12 protein-coding genes are annotated in these 16188 nt (G+C 69.3%); 5 read left to right on the top strand and 7 right to left on the bottom strand.

The window, feature by feature from the left end; genetic code table 11:
• Positions 1 to 381 precede the first annotated feature (381 nt).
• The 6 genes from B4N89_RS40980 to B4N89_RS40955 all read right to left on the bottom strand — a co-directional run bounded on the left by B4N89_RS40980 (position 382) and on the right by B4N89_RS40955 (position 8454).
• On the bottom strand, positions 382 to 1461 hold the full coding sequence (locus tag B4N89_RS40980; RefSeq protein WP_101897526.1) for a threonine aldolase family protein: 1080 nt from the start codon (positions 1459 to 1461) through the stop codon (positions 382 to 384).
• A gap of 66 nt (positions 1462 to 1527) precedes the next feature.
• Entirely contained in the window at positions 1528 to 2940 is a 1413-nt protein-coding gene (locus tag B4N89_RS40975) for a hypothetical protein (RefSeq protein ID WP_143658266.1), read from the bottom strand.
• A gap of 57 nt (positions 2941 to 2997) precedes the next feature.
• Complete coding sequence (locus B4N89_RS40970) at positions 2998 to 4224, bottom strand: metal-dependent hydrolase family protein (protein ID WP_078982349.1); 1227 nt, start codon at positions 4222 to 4224, stop codon at positions 2998 to 3000.
• Positions 4225 to 4333: 109 nt separating this feature from the next.
• A complete protein-coding gene (locus B4N89_RS40965) occupies positions 4334 to 6067 on the bottom strand; it encodes a flavin monoamine oxidase family protein (RefSeq protein ID WP_161500989.1) in 1734 nt (577 codons plus the stop codon).
• A 96-nt stretch (positions 6068 to 6163) separates the two neighbouring features.
• Positions 6164 to 7654 (bottom strand): hypothetical protein, encoded by a 1491-nt coding sequence (locus B4N89_RS40960; RefSeq protein WP_078981715.1) that lies wholly within the window; start codon positions 7652 to 7654, stop codon positions 6164 to 6166.
• 107 nt (positions 7655 to 7761) lie between these two features.
• A complete protein-coding gene (locus tag B4N89_RS40955; protein ID WP_078981714.1) occupies positions 7762 to 8454 on the bottom strand; it encodes a hypothetical protein in 693 nt (230 codons plus the stop codon).
• Between the two features lie 839 nt (positions 8455 to 9293).
• Here B4N89_RS40955 and B4N89_RS40950 point away from each other — a divergent pair.
• The 4 genes from B4N89_RS40950 to B4N89_RS40935 all read left to right on the top strand — a co-directional run bounded on the left by B4N89_RS40950 (position 9294) and on the right by B4N89_RS40935 (position 12371).
• On the top strand, positions 9294 to 9731 hold the full coding sequence (locus B4N89_RS40950; protein ID WP_143658265.1) for a hypothetical protein: 438 nt from the start codon (positions 9294 to 9296) through the stop codon (positions 9729 to 9731).
• Between the two features lie 759 nt (positions 9732 to 10490).
• Complete coding sequence (locus B4N89_RS40945) at positions 10491 to 10709, top strand: hypothetical protein (RefSeq protein ID WP_078981712.1); 219 nt, start codon at positions 10491 to 10493, stop codon at positions 10707 to 10709.
• Positions 10710 to 10808: 99 nt separating this feature from the next.
• Positions 10809 to 11168: a hypothetical protein gene (locus B4N89_RS40940; protein ID WP_078981711.1), complete on the top strand. Its 360-nt coding sequence runs from the start codon at positions 10809 to 10811 to the stop codon at positions 11166 to 11168.
• Between the two features lie 615 nt (positions 11169 to 11783).
• Positions 11784 to 12371 carry an SMI1/KNR4 family protein gene (locus B4N89_RS40935; protein ID WP_078981710.1) on the top strand — a complete coding sequence of 196 codons (588 nt, stop codon included), beginning with the start codon at positions 11784 to 11786 and terminating at the stop codon, positions 12369 to 12371.
• 1331 nt (positions 12372 to 13702) lie between these two features.
• Here the strand turns inward: B4N89_RS40935 and B4N89_RS40930 are convergent.
• Entirely contained in the window at positions 13703 to 14347 is a 645-nt protein-coding gene (locus tag B4N89_RS40930) for a TetR/AcrR family transcriptional regulator (RefSeq protein ID WP_078981709.1), read from the bottom strand.
• Positions 14348 to 14475: 128 nt separating this feature from the next.
• On the opposite strand from B4N89_RS40930, the gene B4N89_RS40925 reads away from it, so the two are divergent.
• On the top strand, positions 14476 to 15942 hold the full coding sequence (locus B4N89_RS40925) for an amidase (RefSeq protein WP_078981708.1): 1467 nt from the start codon (positions 14476 to 14478) through the stop codon (positions 15940 to 15942).
• Positions 15943 to 16188: the final 246 nt, after the last annotated feature.

Below are 16188 nucleotides of genomic sequence, written 5' to 3'. Positions count from 1 at the left end.
CATGGTGCGCAGTCGCCGTGTTCGGGGCGGCGCTCTCGGGGGAGGGAAGGTCGATGTCGCCGCGCAACGGGCGGGGTTTCGGCCCCGACGGAGGGCGCGCGCGTGTGGGAACGCTCGCCGACGACTCACATAGCGCCTCATGCGCCGATGAAGACGTATCCGATCGTGTCCGCCTCCGTGTATCCGTCCGTGTCGGGGTGCCTCGAGGGCTTCGGACACCTTGCCATCGCCACAACCCTGCTCGTCCACCGATCCGGCGTTGGCATCCCCCAGGCGCCGCCCCCGAGATCGCTCGTCGACGCCTGACCACCGCCCCCGAGATCCACCTCGTGTCTTGGATCCTCCGTACGGGTGAGCCGTTCTGCGCCCGGACGCGGGCGATCATCGTCGGGTCATCTCCTGTGCCGTGGCGGTGCCGAAGCGCTCCACGTCACTCTCGGTGGTGTCGAACGAGCACATGAGTCGGACCTCCCCGGATTCCTCGTCGTTGGGGTAGAAGGTGTAGGTCTCGCGCAAGCGCCCGATGACGTCGTGCGGCAGCTTGACGAACACCGCGTTGGCTTCCACGGGCCGGGTCACCACCACGCCGTCGATGCGGGCGAGACACTGCCCGAGACGAGCGGCCATGGCGTTGGCTCTGGAGGCGTTGCGCCACCACAGGTCGCCTGCGAGCAGAGCCTCGAACTGTGCCGAGAGGAATCGCATTTTGGAGGCCAGCTGCAGGGATTGCTTGCGCAGGTAGGGGGTCCCGGAGACCCGGGAGGGGTCCAGGACCACGACGCACTCACCGAAGAGCAGGCCGTTCTTGGTCCCGCCGAAGGACAGGATGTCCACTCCCGCGTCCGTCGTGCAGGTTCGCAGCGGAACGCCCAGGAAGGCGGCCGCGTTGGCCAGGCGGGCGCCGTCCATGTGCAGTGCCAGGCCCTGCGCGTGGGCGTACGCGGACAGGGCACGGATCTCGTCCGGTCGGTAGCAGGTGCCCAGTTCCGTGGCCTGGGTGAGCGAGACGACCTGCGGTTGGGCCCGTTGTACGTCACCCCGGGTCTCCACGGCGCTCCTGACGGCTCGCGGATCGAGCCTGCCGTGCGTGCACGGCACGGAGAGCAGCTTCAATCCGGCCACTCTCTCCGGCGCGCCTCCCTCGTCCTCGTTCAGGTGTGCCTGATCGGCACACACGACCGCGCCCCGGCGATCGGTGACCGCCTGCAGCGCGATGACGTTCGCACCGGTGCCGTTGAAGACGGGGAAGACCTGGGCACGCGGCCCGAAGTGGCGACGGAAGAGCGCGTCGAGGTGGGCGGTGTAATCGTCCTTTCCATAGGCGTTCTGGTGACCTCCGTTGGCAAGAGACAGAGCCGCGAGGACCTCCGGGTGCGCGCCGGAACAGTTGTCGCTGGTGAAGTCGCGCCACCTGGGGTCGTGGCGCCGGACGGCGTCGGTACGCGTGTCCGGTCGGCGCACGCCGGGCCCGCCGTACCCACGCGATATGGCGCGGGCGGTCGGGCGCCCCGTCGCCGTTACCGCTCTTCAATCGCCGACGACGTAATTCCAGTAGCCGTCCAGGAGGGCACCGAGTTGGCGGGCGGTGTGCAGGATGCGGTCGGGTTCCTCGCCCTGTGAGAGGCCGTATTCGAGAACGGTCAAGGTGCCCTCGGCGACCTCGGGCGGCGGACGGTCGCCCCACGACCGCATGTAGGCGATCACCGGACCGGGCACGTCGGGTAGATCCTCCGCCGCGTCCGCGATGCGCGAGAAGAGCGTGCACCACGTGGAGAGGTCCGTGTGGAGGTAGAGCGCCGCTTCCGCGGCGCCGGCGTGCATGCCCGGCCAGGACAGGTCGCGCACGACCCGGTACAGACCCTGGTCGACCGGCACCGCCGGGATGCGCCGGTCCGCGATGCCGACCGAAGGCGCGCCCTCGCGCAGGAGACGGCGGGCTTCGGCGATCGTGTGGAGAATGAAGGAAAAGAGTCGGGCCGGGTCCTCGTGCCGGTGGCGGGCCACCAACTGGCCGTACGAGGAGAGCTCGGCCTCCTGGCACTGGTACTCCGCGAGCAGGAGACGCTTGAACTGGTCGCCGTGCACCTGCTTGGCCAGCGCGCGTTCCACCATTTCGTTGCCGCGGACGAATCGTTCGACGTCCGGCTTCATGGCTTCCACCAATTGTTCGGGATTCATCCGGTCTCTCCTCGAGGGTGGATGTGTGCGTTGCGACGGCGGTGTTTCGCCGCCGGTGTGTGCAGGGTCGGGACTGTCTCGCGCACCCGTTTCGCCGGCGACGGAGCGCCACCACGCGCGCCACAGGGACTCGATCATCAAGGCACTGCGGGTGATGTTCTCCCTGGGCTCTCCCGCGGCAAGGCCGTATTCGATGACCCGCAGGACGCCGTCGGCCGTAGGTGCGCAGTTGTCCCGATGCGCGTTCAGGTGAGCGACGAACGCGGCCGGGACGTCCGGGCGTCCGTCCAGTGTCTCGGCCAACATCGCACAGGACCGGCTCCACAGGGCGGCGCCGGTACGGATGGTCAGCGCCGCCTCTCCGGGACCGGCGCGGCGCGCGACGCACGCCAGGAAGGCGTCCAGGTGCCGCACCGCCAAAGTGGTCGAGGCGCCGCGAAGGTCTGCCGGGGTCAGGCACAGGGCGGGAGCGGCCGAGGTGAGCAGCCGGTGACGGTGGTGGGTCGATCGGCCGTGGGCGTACGCGAAGAACCGCTGTGGCACCTCCTGCCGGTGACAGCGCAACAGTGCGGCGTACGCCCGGGCTTCGGCCTCCCTGGTTTGGTACTCGGCTATGACGAGCCGACGGCATACCTCGGCGTCCATACGCCCGGTCCGAGCCAGGAAGAGTACGTCCTGCGACACCACCTTCTCGCCGCCGCCGATGGGAACGGCGTCGAGGAACGAGGTGAGCGGCACCGGGCGTGCCCTACGTGTTCGCACGAGATGATCACCTCCGGTTCGGTCACTCGGGAAACCCGCCGACCATGGGGCGTGGGATCAGGCCAGGGAGCCCGGGGGGTAGGACCGTCCGTCCTTGACGACGTAGCGGACGCGGCCGGTGGCTTGGATGTCCACGAACGGGTCGCCGTGCAGGGCGATGACGTCGGCTGTGGAGCCGGGGGCGAGCCTGCCCAGGTCGCCGCGATCGAGCAGGTCGGCGGCGACGGTGGTCGCGGCGCGCAGGGCGCGCAGGGCGGTGAAGCCGTGGGAGAGCATGGCGGGGAACTCGCGCCAGTTGTCGGCGTGCGGGAACATCCCGGCGTCGGTGCCGAACGCGACCTTGACCCGGGTGCGCGCGGGACGCAACAACCCTTCACGCAGCCGCGCGGCGTGGACGCGGTACGCCTCGCGCGCGTGCGCGGGTCGTTCGCTCCAGAAGTCGTCGTCGTCGAGGTTGTCGACGAAGTACCGCTGGACGTATTGGGTGGGCACCAGGTAGGTGCCGGCATCGGTCATCAACTCGTATGTGGGATCGGTGGCCAGGCAGGCGTGCTCGACGCTGCGCACTCCGGCCCTGACGGCCCGAACGACGGCCTCGTCGTGCAGGGCGTGGGTCGCGCAGGGAAGCAGCATGTCGTCGGCGGTGGCGACGAGTGCGTCCATTTCGGCTTGGGAGTAGGCGGTGCTGGTGGGTTGGCTGACGGGTGAGGAGAAGCCGCCGCCGCCGGCGAACTTGATCCAGTCCGCGCCGGCCTGGGCTTGGTCGCGTACGGCGCGGCGCACCTCCTCGATCCCGTCCGCGAGCGCGCCGATCCGGGTGCCGTAACGCTGCGCGAGGTCCGGCGACTTGTCGCCGTGGCCCGAGCGCGGGGAGAGGATGTTCGGGGCGGCCAGGACGCGTGGGCCTACGATCAAACCGTCCTCGACGGCTTGTCGGAGTGCGACGTTGAGGGCTTGATGGGCGCTGCCGAGGTCGCGCACGGTGGTGAATCCGTTGGCCAGCAGTTGCCGCAAAGGCCGTATGCCGGTGAGCGTTTGGTAGGCGGCCGACGACATCTCGGCGCCCTCGTCGAGGAGGTGGACGTGGCAGTCGATGAAACCGGGCATCACCGTGCACCCGGGCAGGTCCACCACCTCGGCGTCCCCCGGCGCGAGGTCGGGAGCGATCTCGACCACTCGGTGGTCGCGGAGCAGAACGTCCAAACCGCTCACGGGCGCGGAAGCGATCGCGTCCCAGACCGCGTCCGGGCGCAGTAGGATCCCTCGCTGGTCGGAGGGGCGCATGTTCACCGTCCTTCGGGTCGGCATCCATTCGCGGGTACGACGGGTACCCGCGGGACGTCGGGCGCCGCCGCGCGGTACCGGGTTCTCGGCCCGGGCGCCGGGCTCTTCCTCACAGGTCGATGGGTGCGAAGTCGGGGTGGTTCCACATGTCACCCGGGCCCGGATTGCCGGGTTCGGAGCGGCCGTCCAACAGCCGAACGACACCCCAGGCCGCGTTGAGTCCCGAGCCGAGCGCGTGTTCGAGCCAGCCGGGGGACCAGGCGGTGTCGTCGCCGGCGAGGAAGAGGGCGTTGGCGGGCTCACCGGGTACGGCGGGGCGTCCGGTGAAGTCCTTCATGAAATGACTGAACAGGTCTCGCTGGTACGGGTGCTCACCGGGTGCCGAGAAACGGCACAGGCCGCGGAAGTGGGGTTCGTTCTCCCAGGAGATGGTGACCGACTGCGCCCGGTCCGCCTGGCGCCGCAGCTCGTCGGCGGCTTCGGGGTGGATGCGGGCCAGTTCGCGGACGAAGAGCCGGACGCGTTCCCGTCGGGAGGAGGCCGCCACCTTGACGGCATCCCGGCCCCAGGAAAAGCTCAGGTCCAGGACGGCGGTACGGCCTCCCGGGGCGCGAGGGGGCCCATAGTCGAAGGTGTAGGAGGCGCGCGGCAGGCGGTCGGTGAGGGTGACGCCGTCGAGGGTGGTGCCCTTCCAGAAGGGTTCGTCCACCACAAGCGCGGTCTTGGACGACTGTCGATAGCTGAGTCGGCGCACCGCACGCCACAGCCTGGGACCCAACGGAGAGCGGCCCGGGTGGGTGGAACGCAGCTCTATGGCCGTTTCCAGTACATTCAGTTGGGGAGTCAGCACGACGGCGGCCACATGCTCGCTGCGCCCGTCGGCACTGTGCACGACGGCGCCGCGACCGGGATCCTCGTCGACCTCGACGGCCGTGACCGCGGGACGCGGGGCGCCGCCGTTGACCTCTTCCAGGCTGACCGAGCGACCGGCGGGGTCCGTGGTGCGGTGGCTCCAGAAACCCTCGGCGAGTGCGCTGATGCCCTCGCGAGGGTAGTACGCCGTGCTGCCTTCGGAGGCCAGCACCAGTCGAAGCGTCTCCAGCAGGCTCAGTCCGAAGAAGCAGTCCCACGCCGCAGGGGCGACGCCCGCGGTGCCCAACAGCCTGGCCTGGTCGTGGGTGAGCCCGACACCCTCCTCCTCGCGCAGGAAACGGTAGAAGGTCCACTGCTCGTACCGACGCACCACCTCCTGCCAGCGTCGACGCACGGCGCCCAGGTCGCGCCGGGCCAGGTCGCGCCGGATCCGGTCCAGGCCCAGGCGGGTCAACGCGTCCAACCAGCGAGTATGGGCACGGTGTAACTCCTCGTCGAGAGGATAGAGGTCGGTGATCTCCCGGACCAGATGACGTACCCCGTCGACCTCCAGGACGGTGATCGGCGTGGTTCCGGCCGCGTAGTCGTCGCGGAACGGCTCCCAGTGCAAGCCGAACGTCGCTGCGTACTGCCACAGCAGGCGCGCGGAATCGGGGAAGCGCATGCAGCCCATCTCCACCACGGCGCTGTCGGCCCTGTTCAGCCGCCGGGAGAACATGCGCCCGCCCAACCGAGCCCCGCCGGGCCCGTCGGCGCTGCGTTCCGCCTCGTACAGCAGCGGGCGACACCCCACCCGCAGGAGCTCGTACGCCGCAGCCAGGCCACTGCCGCCGGCACCGACGATCGCCACCGGCGCACCTCGGGCCGCGTCGGGCAACCGGCCGATACGCCGGCCTCCGCCCACATGGGCGGCGTAGTCGAAGGGAAAGTCGACCTGCAGGTCGGCGGCCGGCGGGGGTTGCGCACTCATCGGTACCTCATTCGCGGGGCGAGGGGGCGAACGCGGGGCAGCGAGAACTCCCTGGGTGTTTGCGGTATCCATGGCCGCCGGAGGCCGGGCGGCGGCTCACAGGCCCGGGGTGGGTACGGGCCACGTGTGCACGGGAGCGCCGGTGCGCGACAGGTCGGCGTAGGTGCGGGTCAATGTTCGCAAGGCGTCCGCACGACCGAAGTCGTGCTCGAGCGCCGCGAGTGTCCGGTGTTGCCAGGTTGCCCCGGTGATGCCGGTGGTCGCGCGTGCGTGGATTATCGCGAGCAGTGATTCGCATTCCTCCCGGTCGACCCCGAGAGAGCGCAGGCCGGCGGCGGCGAGCGGCAGCAACTCGCGCACCAGATCGGCGGCCCGGCGACGGGCGGGGGACTCGCCGACGGTCGAGGGCCACCACAGGCGCGCGTCCAAGCCGTTCTCCGCCGCGAGGTAGAAGTTCTCCTGCGCGTACGTGAACGGCAAAAGCGTCGCCACGTCGGTCTTCGCCGCGAGTCCTGTGGTCAGTCCCACGAGAAAGGCACCGTTTGCCGCCATGTCGACAGTGGTCGGACCGGAGGGCAACGCGCGAAATTCGATGCGTACGTGTCCGTGTCCGGAGGGATCGTAGACCGGCCGATTCCACCACCACACCGTACTCATGTGGGCACGCAGTTCCCGCAGACCCGGCACGTCCGTGTCCGCCGCATCCGGACGCGGTGGGATGTCCAAGACGACCGGTTCCAGAACGTCGTACCAACGCACCGCGTTCTCGAAGAGTTGTCGCACGCCCCCGACCAGCCACCGCCCGCTCGGCCCGAAGGCGACACGCGGCGGCCGATGAGCACCGTCCGAGCGGTCGCCGAAGCCGTGCTCGTACATGGGGATGCGGGTTTCCTGCCACAATCGCCGGCCCAGCATCAACGAGGAGTTGCACGCCGCGGCCAGAACGGGCGAGGTGGCGAGTTGGGCGGCGTTGTAGGTACGAGTGAACGCGTCCGTAGCGACCGACAGATGGACCTGCCATGAACAGGACACGCCCTGGACCGCGACGGACCGAGCACGCACGGTGGTGGGTTCCGCTCCGTCGAGGGTGAAGGCGAAGGGGAGTGGATGCCCCGCGGTGAAGGCCCGCTCGAGCGCCCTGTACCTGGGGCACGGGGTCAGCGCCCCGGGGCCCACATCGGCCGACGTCAGCGTGGGCAGGCTGCCGATGGTCACCGGCTCGACCGCGGATCGCGGAGTCGCGTCGGCGATCGCGGCCAGAACTTCGCCGCTCTCGGCGGCCATGGACCGAAACGGGGCACCGGCGGCTCGTACCGGCGTCAGGTTCACTTCGAGGAGGAAGCGGTCCACCTCGGGAGCTACCCGCTCGTCCGCGACCGCAGTGCGCACGACATCACCCACCAAAGCCGCTGAGCCGTCGCCGTGGACGAGGAACAGTTCCAGTTCTCCTCCCAGTGTGGTGCTCGCGGCGCCGAACTCCGGTCGACGCAACACGCCTTCGAGTTCGGCTATGGAGGCGCGGAGTCGGGTCCGGAAGACGTCGATCTCCCACTGCCGCAACGTCTCGTGTCCCTCGGTTCCCTCCACACAAGGCTCCTTCCACGCCCGGGGGCCGAGCCGATCGGGGCATTCGACGAGAACGGTTGCCGTGACGGGAGTTCCGTCAAAGGGTCGGGAGAATCACGGCAGGTGCATCACCACCCGGACTCCTGCCTGCCCACGGCTGCGGACTGCCACCAAGCACGCAGGGCCGGATCCATGCGGACCGCACTGCGAGTCACCCAGTCTCGGGGCTCGCCCTGGGCCAAGCCGTGCTCGATGACCTGAAGTACGCCGTCGGCCACTTCGGGCGGGTTGTCGCGGTAGGCGTCGATGTAGGCGACGACTTCCTCGGGTACGTCGTCCGCGTCGCGCAGTACGTCGGCGAGTTCCGCGCAACTGTTGCACCACAACGTGAAGTCCGTCCGTGCCGTCAACGCGGCTTCCGCTGCTCCCGCGTGCAGCGCAACCCACGAGATGAACTCGGTGAACCGCCGCACAGGCCCGGCCACAGGGGCGCGTCGCATCTCGTCCGGGGACATTCCCAACGCGGGGGCGGCCCCCGAAACCATGCGATGACGCGCCTGCATGAGTTCGTGCGCCACGAAGGAGAAGAACCCACCGGGGACCTCGTGCGGGTACCGCGACAGCAACAGCCCATAGGCCGTGAACTCCGCCTCCTGCGACTGGAATTCAGCGAGGGCGAAGCGCTTCAGTCGCTCGGTGTCGATCTTTCCCTCGCGCGCCAGCGCGAGGAATTCGTTGGATCGGACGTGATCGGCCACATTCACACCGACTGCGTCGAGGAATTCGGTGGCAGCCACAGGAAACCTCTTTCCAAAGCCCATTCGGCGATCATGTAAACGCCCTGTGGACAAGCGTCGAAAGATCGACCGCGGTCCGGATGGACGACTACGGCCGTCCCGGGGACCGCCGACCACATTACGACTCACGTCCACGGACGGGAACCCCCGGCCGCCGTCGAGCAGACGTCCGGAAGATCCCTCAAACGGGCCTGAAAACGCGAAGCGGCCGGTCGGCCGGAAAACGGGCGTCCGGCTCCGAGTCTCGTATTCTGTTCACGACATGGCCGAAAAAGCCGGGAATACGGAGCGACGCGCCGCCGATAGGGGACTTCCGGACTCCCTGGCGCACCACGCAACCCAGACATGTACTCGCCCCCACCGTCGACGGCGAATATCGGCCAATCCCCGATCACGAAGTTCGTCGGGATTCCCCGACGCGGCCGCCGACAGTCGTTGGATCCCGAATCCGAAACCCGGCCCGTTGGTGCGTCCCCACCGAGACGAGGAAGGACCCCGGACCCCGACGTGCCGGGTTCCGGGGCCCTGGGTGGCGTGTCGGGGAGCCGACGCGCGGGTCACGCAACCCCAGTACGAGGTCGCCCGATGCGGACGATCGCGTGGTGGCCGCATACTCCGCAGGTCCGCATGGCGCGGCTCTCGGTGGCCGTACGCGACGAGGTCGCCGCTCTCGGTGTGGCGTTCGTCGAGCGAGGGACGGTAGTCGTGTGCGGCGGGGAAGGGCGGCGTGACGCTCGAGTACGCACGAAGTCTGACGCGCCGGGGATGATCCCGGTGCCAGACTCGGGTGTCGATTCCGTGTCGAGCAGGGGGACGGGCACATGGGCGGGTCGAGGACGACGATCGGGGCGCGAGCGGCGGCTGTGGCATTCGTCGCGGTGTCCGTCGCGCTCACCGGGGCGTGCGGCAGCGGGGGCGAAGGGGACGACTCGCATGCCGGGCCGCCCGGGGTCGGCTGTGGGCCGACGCAGACGTCCGGTCTGGCGGAGGTGTTCCAGGGGGTGTCCCAGTTGGGGCCCGTGGTCTCCGCGCACTGGTGTGCCTGGTCCTCCGATCTGGGCGATGACGGGCGCGACTTGGGGCCGCCCGGTCCATCGGATCATTTCTATTACGCCGTCGTCCGCCTCGCGGACACCACGACCGTGCAGAAGTGGGGACCATGGCGGCCGGCCGCACGACCCCCGGAGGTACCGGTGCCGTTGCGTTCGTTTCTCCCCGCCGACGGACAGTGGTCGTCCAACGAGGCCGGCGTCCGTCTCGACTTCACCTCCGCGACGGCCGTCATGACCTATGGCTTCTGAGCAAGGGGTGAAACCCCGGCGCGCCCCGGCCCGGGTCGCGACCCGTCGTCGACTCGGCCCGGACCGAACCGGCATCAGGCGCGTGCGTCCCGGGGCCATGCGGGGCGGCTACGGAGCGGTACGCACTGCTCGATGATCGAGGCCACCCGCCGCACGGTCGGCGTGGTATGTCCTGCTCGGGGCCCCGGACGAGGTCGATGGTTTCCCTCTCGGCGAGCGGTATACAGGCCACGCCGTCGAGCCGAAGGCTCCGCACCGTCTTTGGTACCAGCGCCACGCCGTGCTCGGCCGCGACGAGTACGACGAGGGTGGCCGCGCGCCGGGTGCCCCGCCTCGACCAGGGCGTGCGCACCACCACACGCCCCCCAATTTGTTGTCTGTTTCGGTGTGATCGGGCAACCGGCCGTCCGTGCGCCAAGCACGATCCAGACCGTCGGCCCGGAGAGAGAGGCTTCGGCATGACCAGCAGGTTCGGCGATTTCCCCCTCGGTGACTACAACGTGCTGCCGTTGAACCACAAGGACGCGCCGCCGTACGAGCCACCCAAGACCATGGATCTGCCGCGCTGTCCGGACGCATCACCCCTCGCGTTCACCGAGGAGCTGCTGCACGTCACGTGGGATCTCCAGGTCACCCGGAGTCAGGCCGAGACGACGCTCCCCCTGGCCGACGCCTACACCGGATGGAGACATGCACCAAGATCCATCCACGCGGCTACCCGGCCTGCCGGGTATCGCGCCGTCTGGGTGGCCTCGGGGTGTGCGTCCTCCCGGCGAGGCGGGCTGGGAGGACACCGCCGTCGCCTGGCTGTTCGACCAGTTGCCGCCCGGCTACCGCACCCACGACGTGCTGCGGACGTACCCGGTGATCCTGGCCCGCATGGCCCACGCCGGCTCTTCGACCGCGACCACACCCGGGTGGCCGGCATCGTCCCGAGCCCGCCCGGCCGAGGGCGCCGTGCCGCGGCGTTCGGCCTGATCACCGGGCGCGTGGTCGCCCCGCCGCAGGCGACGAGTTCACGTGCCCGCGCGCTCCGTCGGAGTCGGTACCCCTGTTCGCGCCCGATGCCGACACCGTGTGTACCAGGACGCGGACAAACGCATCTTCTTCCGTGACCCCCGCAACCCCGCCGCGCCGAGGGAACGCGGACGTTCGAGCACGAACTCGTTCCTGCCGTCCGGCGAGAGCGTGTGGAGCCCCGCGGCCACCGTCGAGATGGTCTCCCCGGGCGGTGACGTGGCCGTGGCGTACGAGTACCGACGCGGCATGCGTCTGGTCCGCAACGGCCGCCAACACATCAACGATGCCGTCCGGATCGGCGCCTGGTACATCCTCGACGAGGAACGCACGCCCGGCGGCGACAAAACCCCGCACACTGCTCGCCGCGCTTTTGGATCGACAACATGTCGTTCGTGTGCGCCGATACCGGCGCCCTGATGCGGGTGGCCCTCGCGCCCGACCGCGACTCGGTGGCCTCGGTCGTCCCTCTCCGAATCCGACTCGAACGCCCCCGGGACCGCTTCGGTCAAGGTCGCGGACACGCCCCATGCCCCGATCACCGGTGGCGACCTGCGCGTCCACCTGGTCGCCGCGCAATGACACCGATCCCACCATGTCCGCCAGGCCACCGGACCGGGCGTGGCCTGCGGTTCGAAGGATCTGTCCCGCCCCGAGTCCCGGTGACCGCCGCGGGCGTGGGTCGTCCCGGGATCGGGTCGACTGCGGGAGTCGGGAACGAGTCCACCAGCCCGGGTATTGGGCGCCGCACATCGGGCAGTGCGCGATGTGCGGCGCGGAGACCGGCCCCGGGGTCGTGGTGGGCCGGGCGTGCAGGTGGCGTCCCTCGACGACGGTGACCGGATTCGACCATGGGCCCAGTCCAGCGAAGGTCGCCCCTCCGGGGGCGTGTTCACGCGCCGGTCTCGTCGTCCGGGTCGGCGGCGCGCCTACGGCAGACGTTCGGCCGTGCCGGGTCGCTCATCCAGCCAACGGGTAGTGCCTGGTTGACGGTCCCGTGGGCGGTAGGCTGCCGGGGACGAAAGAAGAACTGCCGTGGATGCCCGCATTCCCCGGATCCGCCGCAAGCTGGCCGCCATCGCCTTCCGGCCACATCGCAGCCACTCGTTCGGAGAGGAGCGGCACCGGTTCCGCCTGGGCGCCCCGTCGGCCGCTGCCCGACTGAGCGCCTTCGAAGCCGAGCACGACCTGCTTCTCCCCGCCGCCTACCGACAGTTCCTGCTGCACCTCGGAAGTTCGGGCGCCGGGCCGTTCTACGGTCTCGTCGACCCGACAGCTCGCTCTGTGGCGTCGATTTACACGATGGATCCCCCCGGCGAGAACCGGGGATTCGATCTTGTCCCCGCGGCCGGCACCACGCGCGACAGGTTTCTGTCCATTGCCGAGATGGGCTGTCTCGATCTGGTCCTCATCGCACTCGAGGGGCCCCTGACCGGCCGCGTCGTGATCGGCAACGGCTCGGGGTGGTGGGGACCGAACGTCTCGTCGGCCGCCGACTTCCTGGCCTGGTACGAACGTTGGCTCGACCACATGGCCGCCGGCAGGGACAACAGAGCCCTGGAACTCACCTCGCCCGGCCTCCGGGCCCACCCGGAGCGATGCCGCATGGCCCCACTCCTGTGACACCGGGTCAGCGCTCCACGCACCTGTTTCAGAGCGAAACCCGTGAAAAAGCTGCCGCCGTTCCGGACAGGGACGATCCCGGCTCGCGCACGCCGTCCACCACCGCACGTCGAGTTCGGTGGACAGCCGCACCCGTTCCTCGCTCGGTCCTCGGCCGGGTACGCGGATGGGTCGTGGTGTGTCGGCGGCGCGGTCATCGGCTTGCCGAACCGGCGCGGGATCAACTCGTTCAACGGGGATGTCCGGGACGTCTCCGACATCGTGATCACACCGGCCACGGAAGTGATCATTCCACTGGTTCGGGTCCCTCCTGCTCGAAATCGACGCGACCGCGGTCGCGGTCGCGGTCGCGGAGCAAAATATCGGGACTTTCGGTCGATGGACCCTTCGCTCGTGGCATGGCCGATTTATCCGGAACCTGGATGGGTCATGCCTATTGCACGGGAGATCACGGGCGATGAACTCCTGTTGCGGCCGGCTTCCGCCGTAAATAGAAACCCATCACTCATTCTTGACGGGCGTCATGAATGGCATGAATACACGATCGTTGGTGTGGGTTGGGGTGATGCAGGTAGACAAGGATCTTCGACTATTTTCGGAGAACCTCGCCGCGGTGTCAGGGCTGCCGCTAGGACGGTCGATTGACCGTGTGATCTCGTCTGGTGAGAGTTCGTGTCCGTTGAGATTCCGACGTCCTGCACCGCAAGGGCGTTCATTCCGGCACATCCCGGAGAGGTGACGGAGGTATTGCCGACCGCACTCGTCGTTGAGGTCCTGGAACTTGGCGCGGCTGAAGGAACGCCGCGTGAGACTGCTTCCGGCCCGGGTGGTTTCGGCAGTGGCCATGTTTCCGGGAGGAGTGTGGGGCTCGGCTCGCCGGGCGCCATAACCCGGCTTCAAGGACTCCACCCAACTCAGAGCAGCCCAGGTCGCGCCAGGCCGAACCGGTTGGCCCTGTCGGGGCCGGGAAGGCCGGGTGGACGGGGCCGACCTGGTGTTCGATCTGCGGGTTGGCGTGGACGGTGTCTCCGTCGGCCGATGCACGGACGACGCCGACGTCGAGGGCCGCCGGTTGTGCGAGCAGCGGCCGGATCACCTCTGCTGTCGGCATCGTTCCTCCTTGGGCTCACCGGTGAGCGCCGGCGTCGCCGTCGATCCCCGGCGGGCTCGGGGCCAAGGAACCGATGCTGCCTGTCCCGCCCGTGATCAGTGCCTGCTTCCCCGCACGGCGACCGATCCGACTCATCTTCCGCACTCACGCCAAGGGCGCGTGGTTGCGGTGGCCCTGGTTCCGGCGACTACGACGGGCCTCCCCGTCGTCTGGGAGAAGGTCACACCGCCTTTGCCGTGTCGTCGGTTGATGCCCGGGACGCGCCGAGGGGGGAGCGGTGGTGAGCCAGGATTCCCTCGACGATTCCCAGCAGGCGGTCCCCCGCTTGATCGATGCTTCCGTTGTGGGTGCTGACCTGCGCGCCTTCCAGTACGAAGGTGATCGCGGCCGCGGCCTGCTCCGGATCGCGCAGCCCGGCCGCGGTGCACATGCCGACCAGTCGGTGGGCCTGGTGAGCCTTGTGCTTCTCGATCACTTGCCGTGCGGGATGGGAGCGGTCGGGCAACTCGGCGATGGAGTTGATGAACGGGCAGCCCCGGTGCGAAATCGCCGGCAATCCCTCGGCGATGAAGCGGGCCAGGCCAAGGATCTGGTCCCCGGGGCGGCCGGGGTGCTCGGCCTCGACCCGGTCGAAGGCCGCCTGGTACTCGGCCGCGACGATCCGCAGCCACTCCGCGACCAGCGCGTCTTTGGTTTCGAAGTGCCGGTAGATCGCCATCTTGGTGGTTTCGGCCCGCTCGGCGATCGTCTGGACACCCACCCGCCGGATCCCCTCGCTCTGGAAGAGTTCTTCCGCGGCGTCGAGGATGCGCTCACGAGGCGGCAGTTTGGCCACCCTGCTCGGTCTGCTGACGCTTGCTGCCATGACTGCTCCGTGACGTCCGGTCCGTTGTGGGGCCACTTGATTTCTCCTGTTACGGTACCAGTCGGTGCTGCACGATACCGGTTGGTATCGTTCGGGACTCGAAGGTATCGTTCTCGATGGGAGCAACAATGAGAATTTCCGAGTACGTGAGCTTCGACGCGGTCGGGCTCGCGGAGCTGGTGACCGAAGGGGAGGTGACTCCCGCCGAACTGGAAGCGGCCGCACGCGAGGCCGCGCAGGCGGTCGATCCGCAGATCAACGCCATCGTGGAGACATGGCCGACCGACGACGAGCCCGGTCCCGACAGCGCTCCGTCGGCCGGGTCTCCTTTGGCCGGGGTTCCTTTCCTGATCAAGGACATGGCCGTCGCCATGGCCGGGAAACGAATGGAGTTGGGCAGCCGTCTCGCGGCCGGCAACGTCTCCGGCGCCGACTCCTCGCTGATGCTGCGCTTGCGCCGCGCGGGGCTCGTGACGTTCGGGCGCACGGCGACACCGGAGATGGGCTACAGCAACACGACGGAGCCGGTGCTGTACGGCGCGACCCGCAACCCGTGGGACCCGGCGCGCAGCGCGGGCGGATCCAGCGGGGGCGCCGGCGCGGCTGTCGCCGCCGGCGTGGTCCCGATCGCGCACGCCACCGACGCCGCCGGCTCGATCCGCGTCCCCGCCGCCCACAACGGCCTGTTCGGATTGAAGCCCACCCGTGGCCGGGTCTCCGTGGGGCCCTACTTCGACGAGCTCTTCAACGGCCTGGTCGTGCACGGCAGCGTCAGCCGCACCGTACGCGACAGCGCGACACTGCTCGACCAGATCCGCGGCCCGGAACCGGGTGACCCGTACTTCGCCCAGGAGCCGTCCCGGCCGTACGCGGAGGAAGTCAGCCGCGATCCCGGCTCGCTGCGGATCGGCGTACTCACCCAGGCCTGGGGTGGGCGCCGCACGATCACGCCGGTGGCCGACGCGCTCTCCCGCACCGCGCGCCTGCTCGAGTCTCTCGGCCACCGGGTGGAGGAGGTCGAGGTCGACCTCGGGGTCGATTGGGAGGAGTTCGTCCTGGCCAGCGCCCGGCAGTGGACGGCGAATCTGACGGCCTCGGTCGACGAGTTGGCCGCCGCCTTCGACCGCCCCATCGACTCCTCGACCCTGGAGCCGCCCACCCTGGCCGGCTACCACTACGGGCAGCGGGTCACCGGCGCCCAGTTCGTCACCGCTCTCGAAGTCCGCAACCGGATCGCCCGGAGTCTGGCGCGGTACTTCGGCGCCCACGACATATTGCTCACCCCTACCGTGCCGGAGCTTCCCGTGTTCTTGGGCACTCACGCGGCGGACGCGGAGACGCTGGATGGTCTCGGCTGGTTGCGGTATCTCTTGGATCTTTCGCCGTTCACCGTGGTGTTCAACGTGGCGGGCACGCCCGCCATGTCGGTGCCGGTGACGGCCGACGCGGAGACGGGTCTCCCGATCGGTATGCAGTTCGCCGCCGGATACGGGCTCGAAGGTCGCCTTTTCCGCCTTGCCGGACAACTCGAGCAGGCAAGCCCCTGGGCGGGCCGGACCCCGGCGGTGTGGGCGGGGAACCACACGGGTCACTGAGGAGTGCTTCCGGAGTCGGGAGCCGCCACGCTCTGTTCGACGGTGGGCGTCGACCGCGACCGTGAACTTGCCGCGTTGGGGGAGACGGAGTTCGCCCGATCCCGCGAGGTCGTCGTGCACGCGGTGCACGGACCGGGTGGGGTCGGCAAGTCCCGCGCGCGCCACCCACCGGGCCGGAGGACGACCCGAAACACTGCGATGGGAGGCAGCGCCGACGGCACGACAGCGATCGACGCGGGACTGGCC

Origin of the sequence: Embleya scabrispora, from assembly GCF_002024165.1 — a bacterium.
Classification (GTDB): Bacteria; Actinomycetota; Actinomycetes; order Streptomycetales; family Streptomycetaceae; genus Embleya; species Embleya scabrispora_A.
Note: the sequence above shows the minus strand (reverse complement) of the source record. Positions and strands in the feature narration are given on the sequence as shown.

Coding starts and splice junctions, on each gene's coding strand:
- B4N89_RS40970 (WP_078982349.1), bottom strand. CDS start 4,224: ATGCGCCCCTCCGACCAGCGAGGGATCCTACTGCGCCCGGACGCGGTC.
- B4N89_RS40965 (WP_161500989.1), bottom strand. CDS start 6,067: ATGAGTGCGCAACCCCCGCCGGCCGCCGACCTGCAGGTCGACTTTCCC.
- B4N89_RS40955 (WP_078981714.1), bottom strand. CDS start 8,454: ATGGGCTTTGGAAAGAGGTTTCCTGTGGCTGCCACCGAATTCCTCGAC.
- B4N89_RS40930 (WP_078981709.1), bottom strand. CDS start 14,347: ATGGCAGCAAGCGTCAGCAGACCGAGCAGGGTGGCCAAACTGCCGCCT.
- B4N89_RS40925 (WP_078981708.1), top strand. CDS start 14,476: ATGAGAATTTCCGAGTACGTGAGCTTCGACGCGGTCGGGCTCGCGGAG.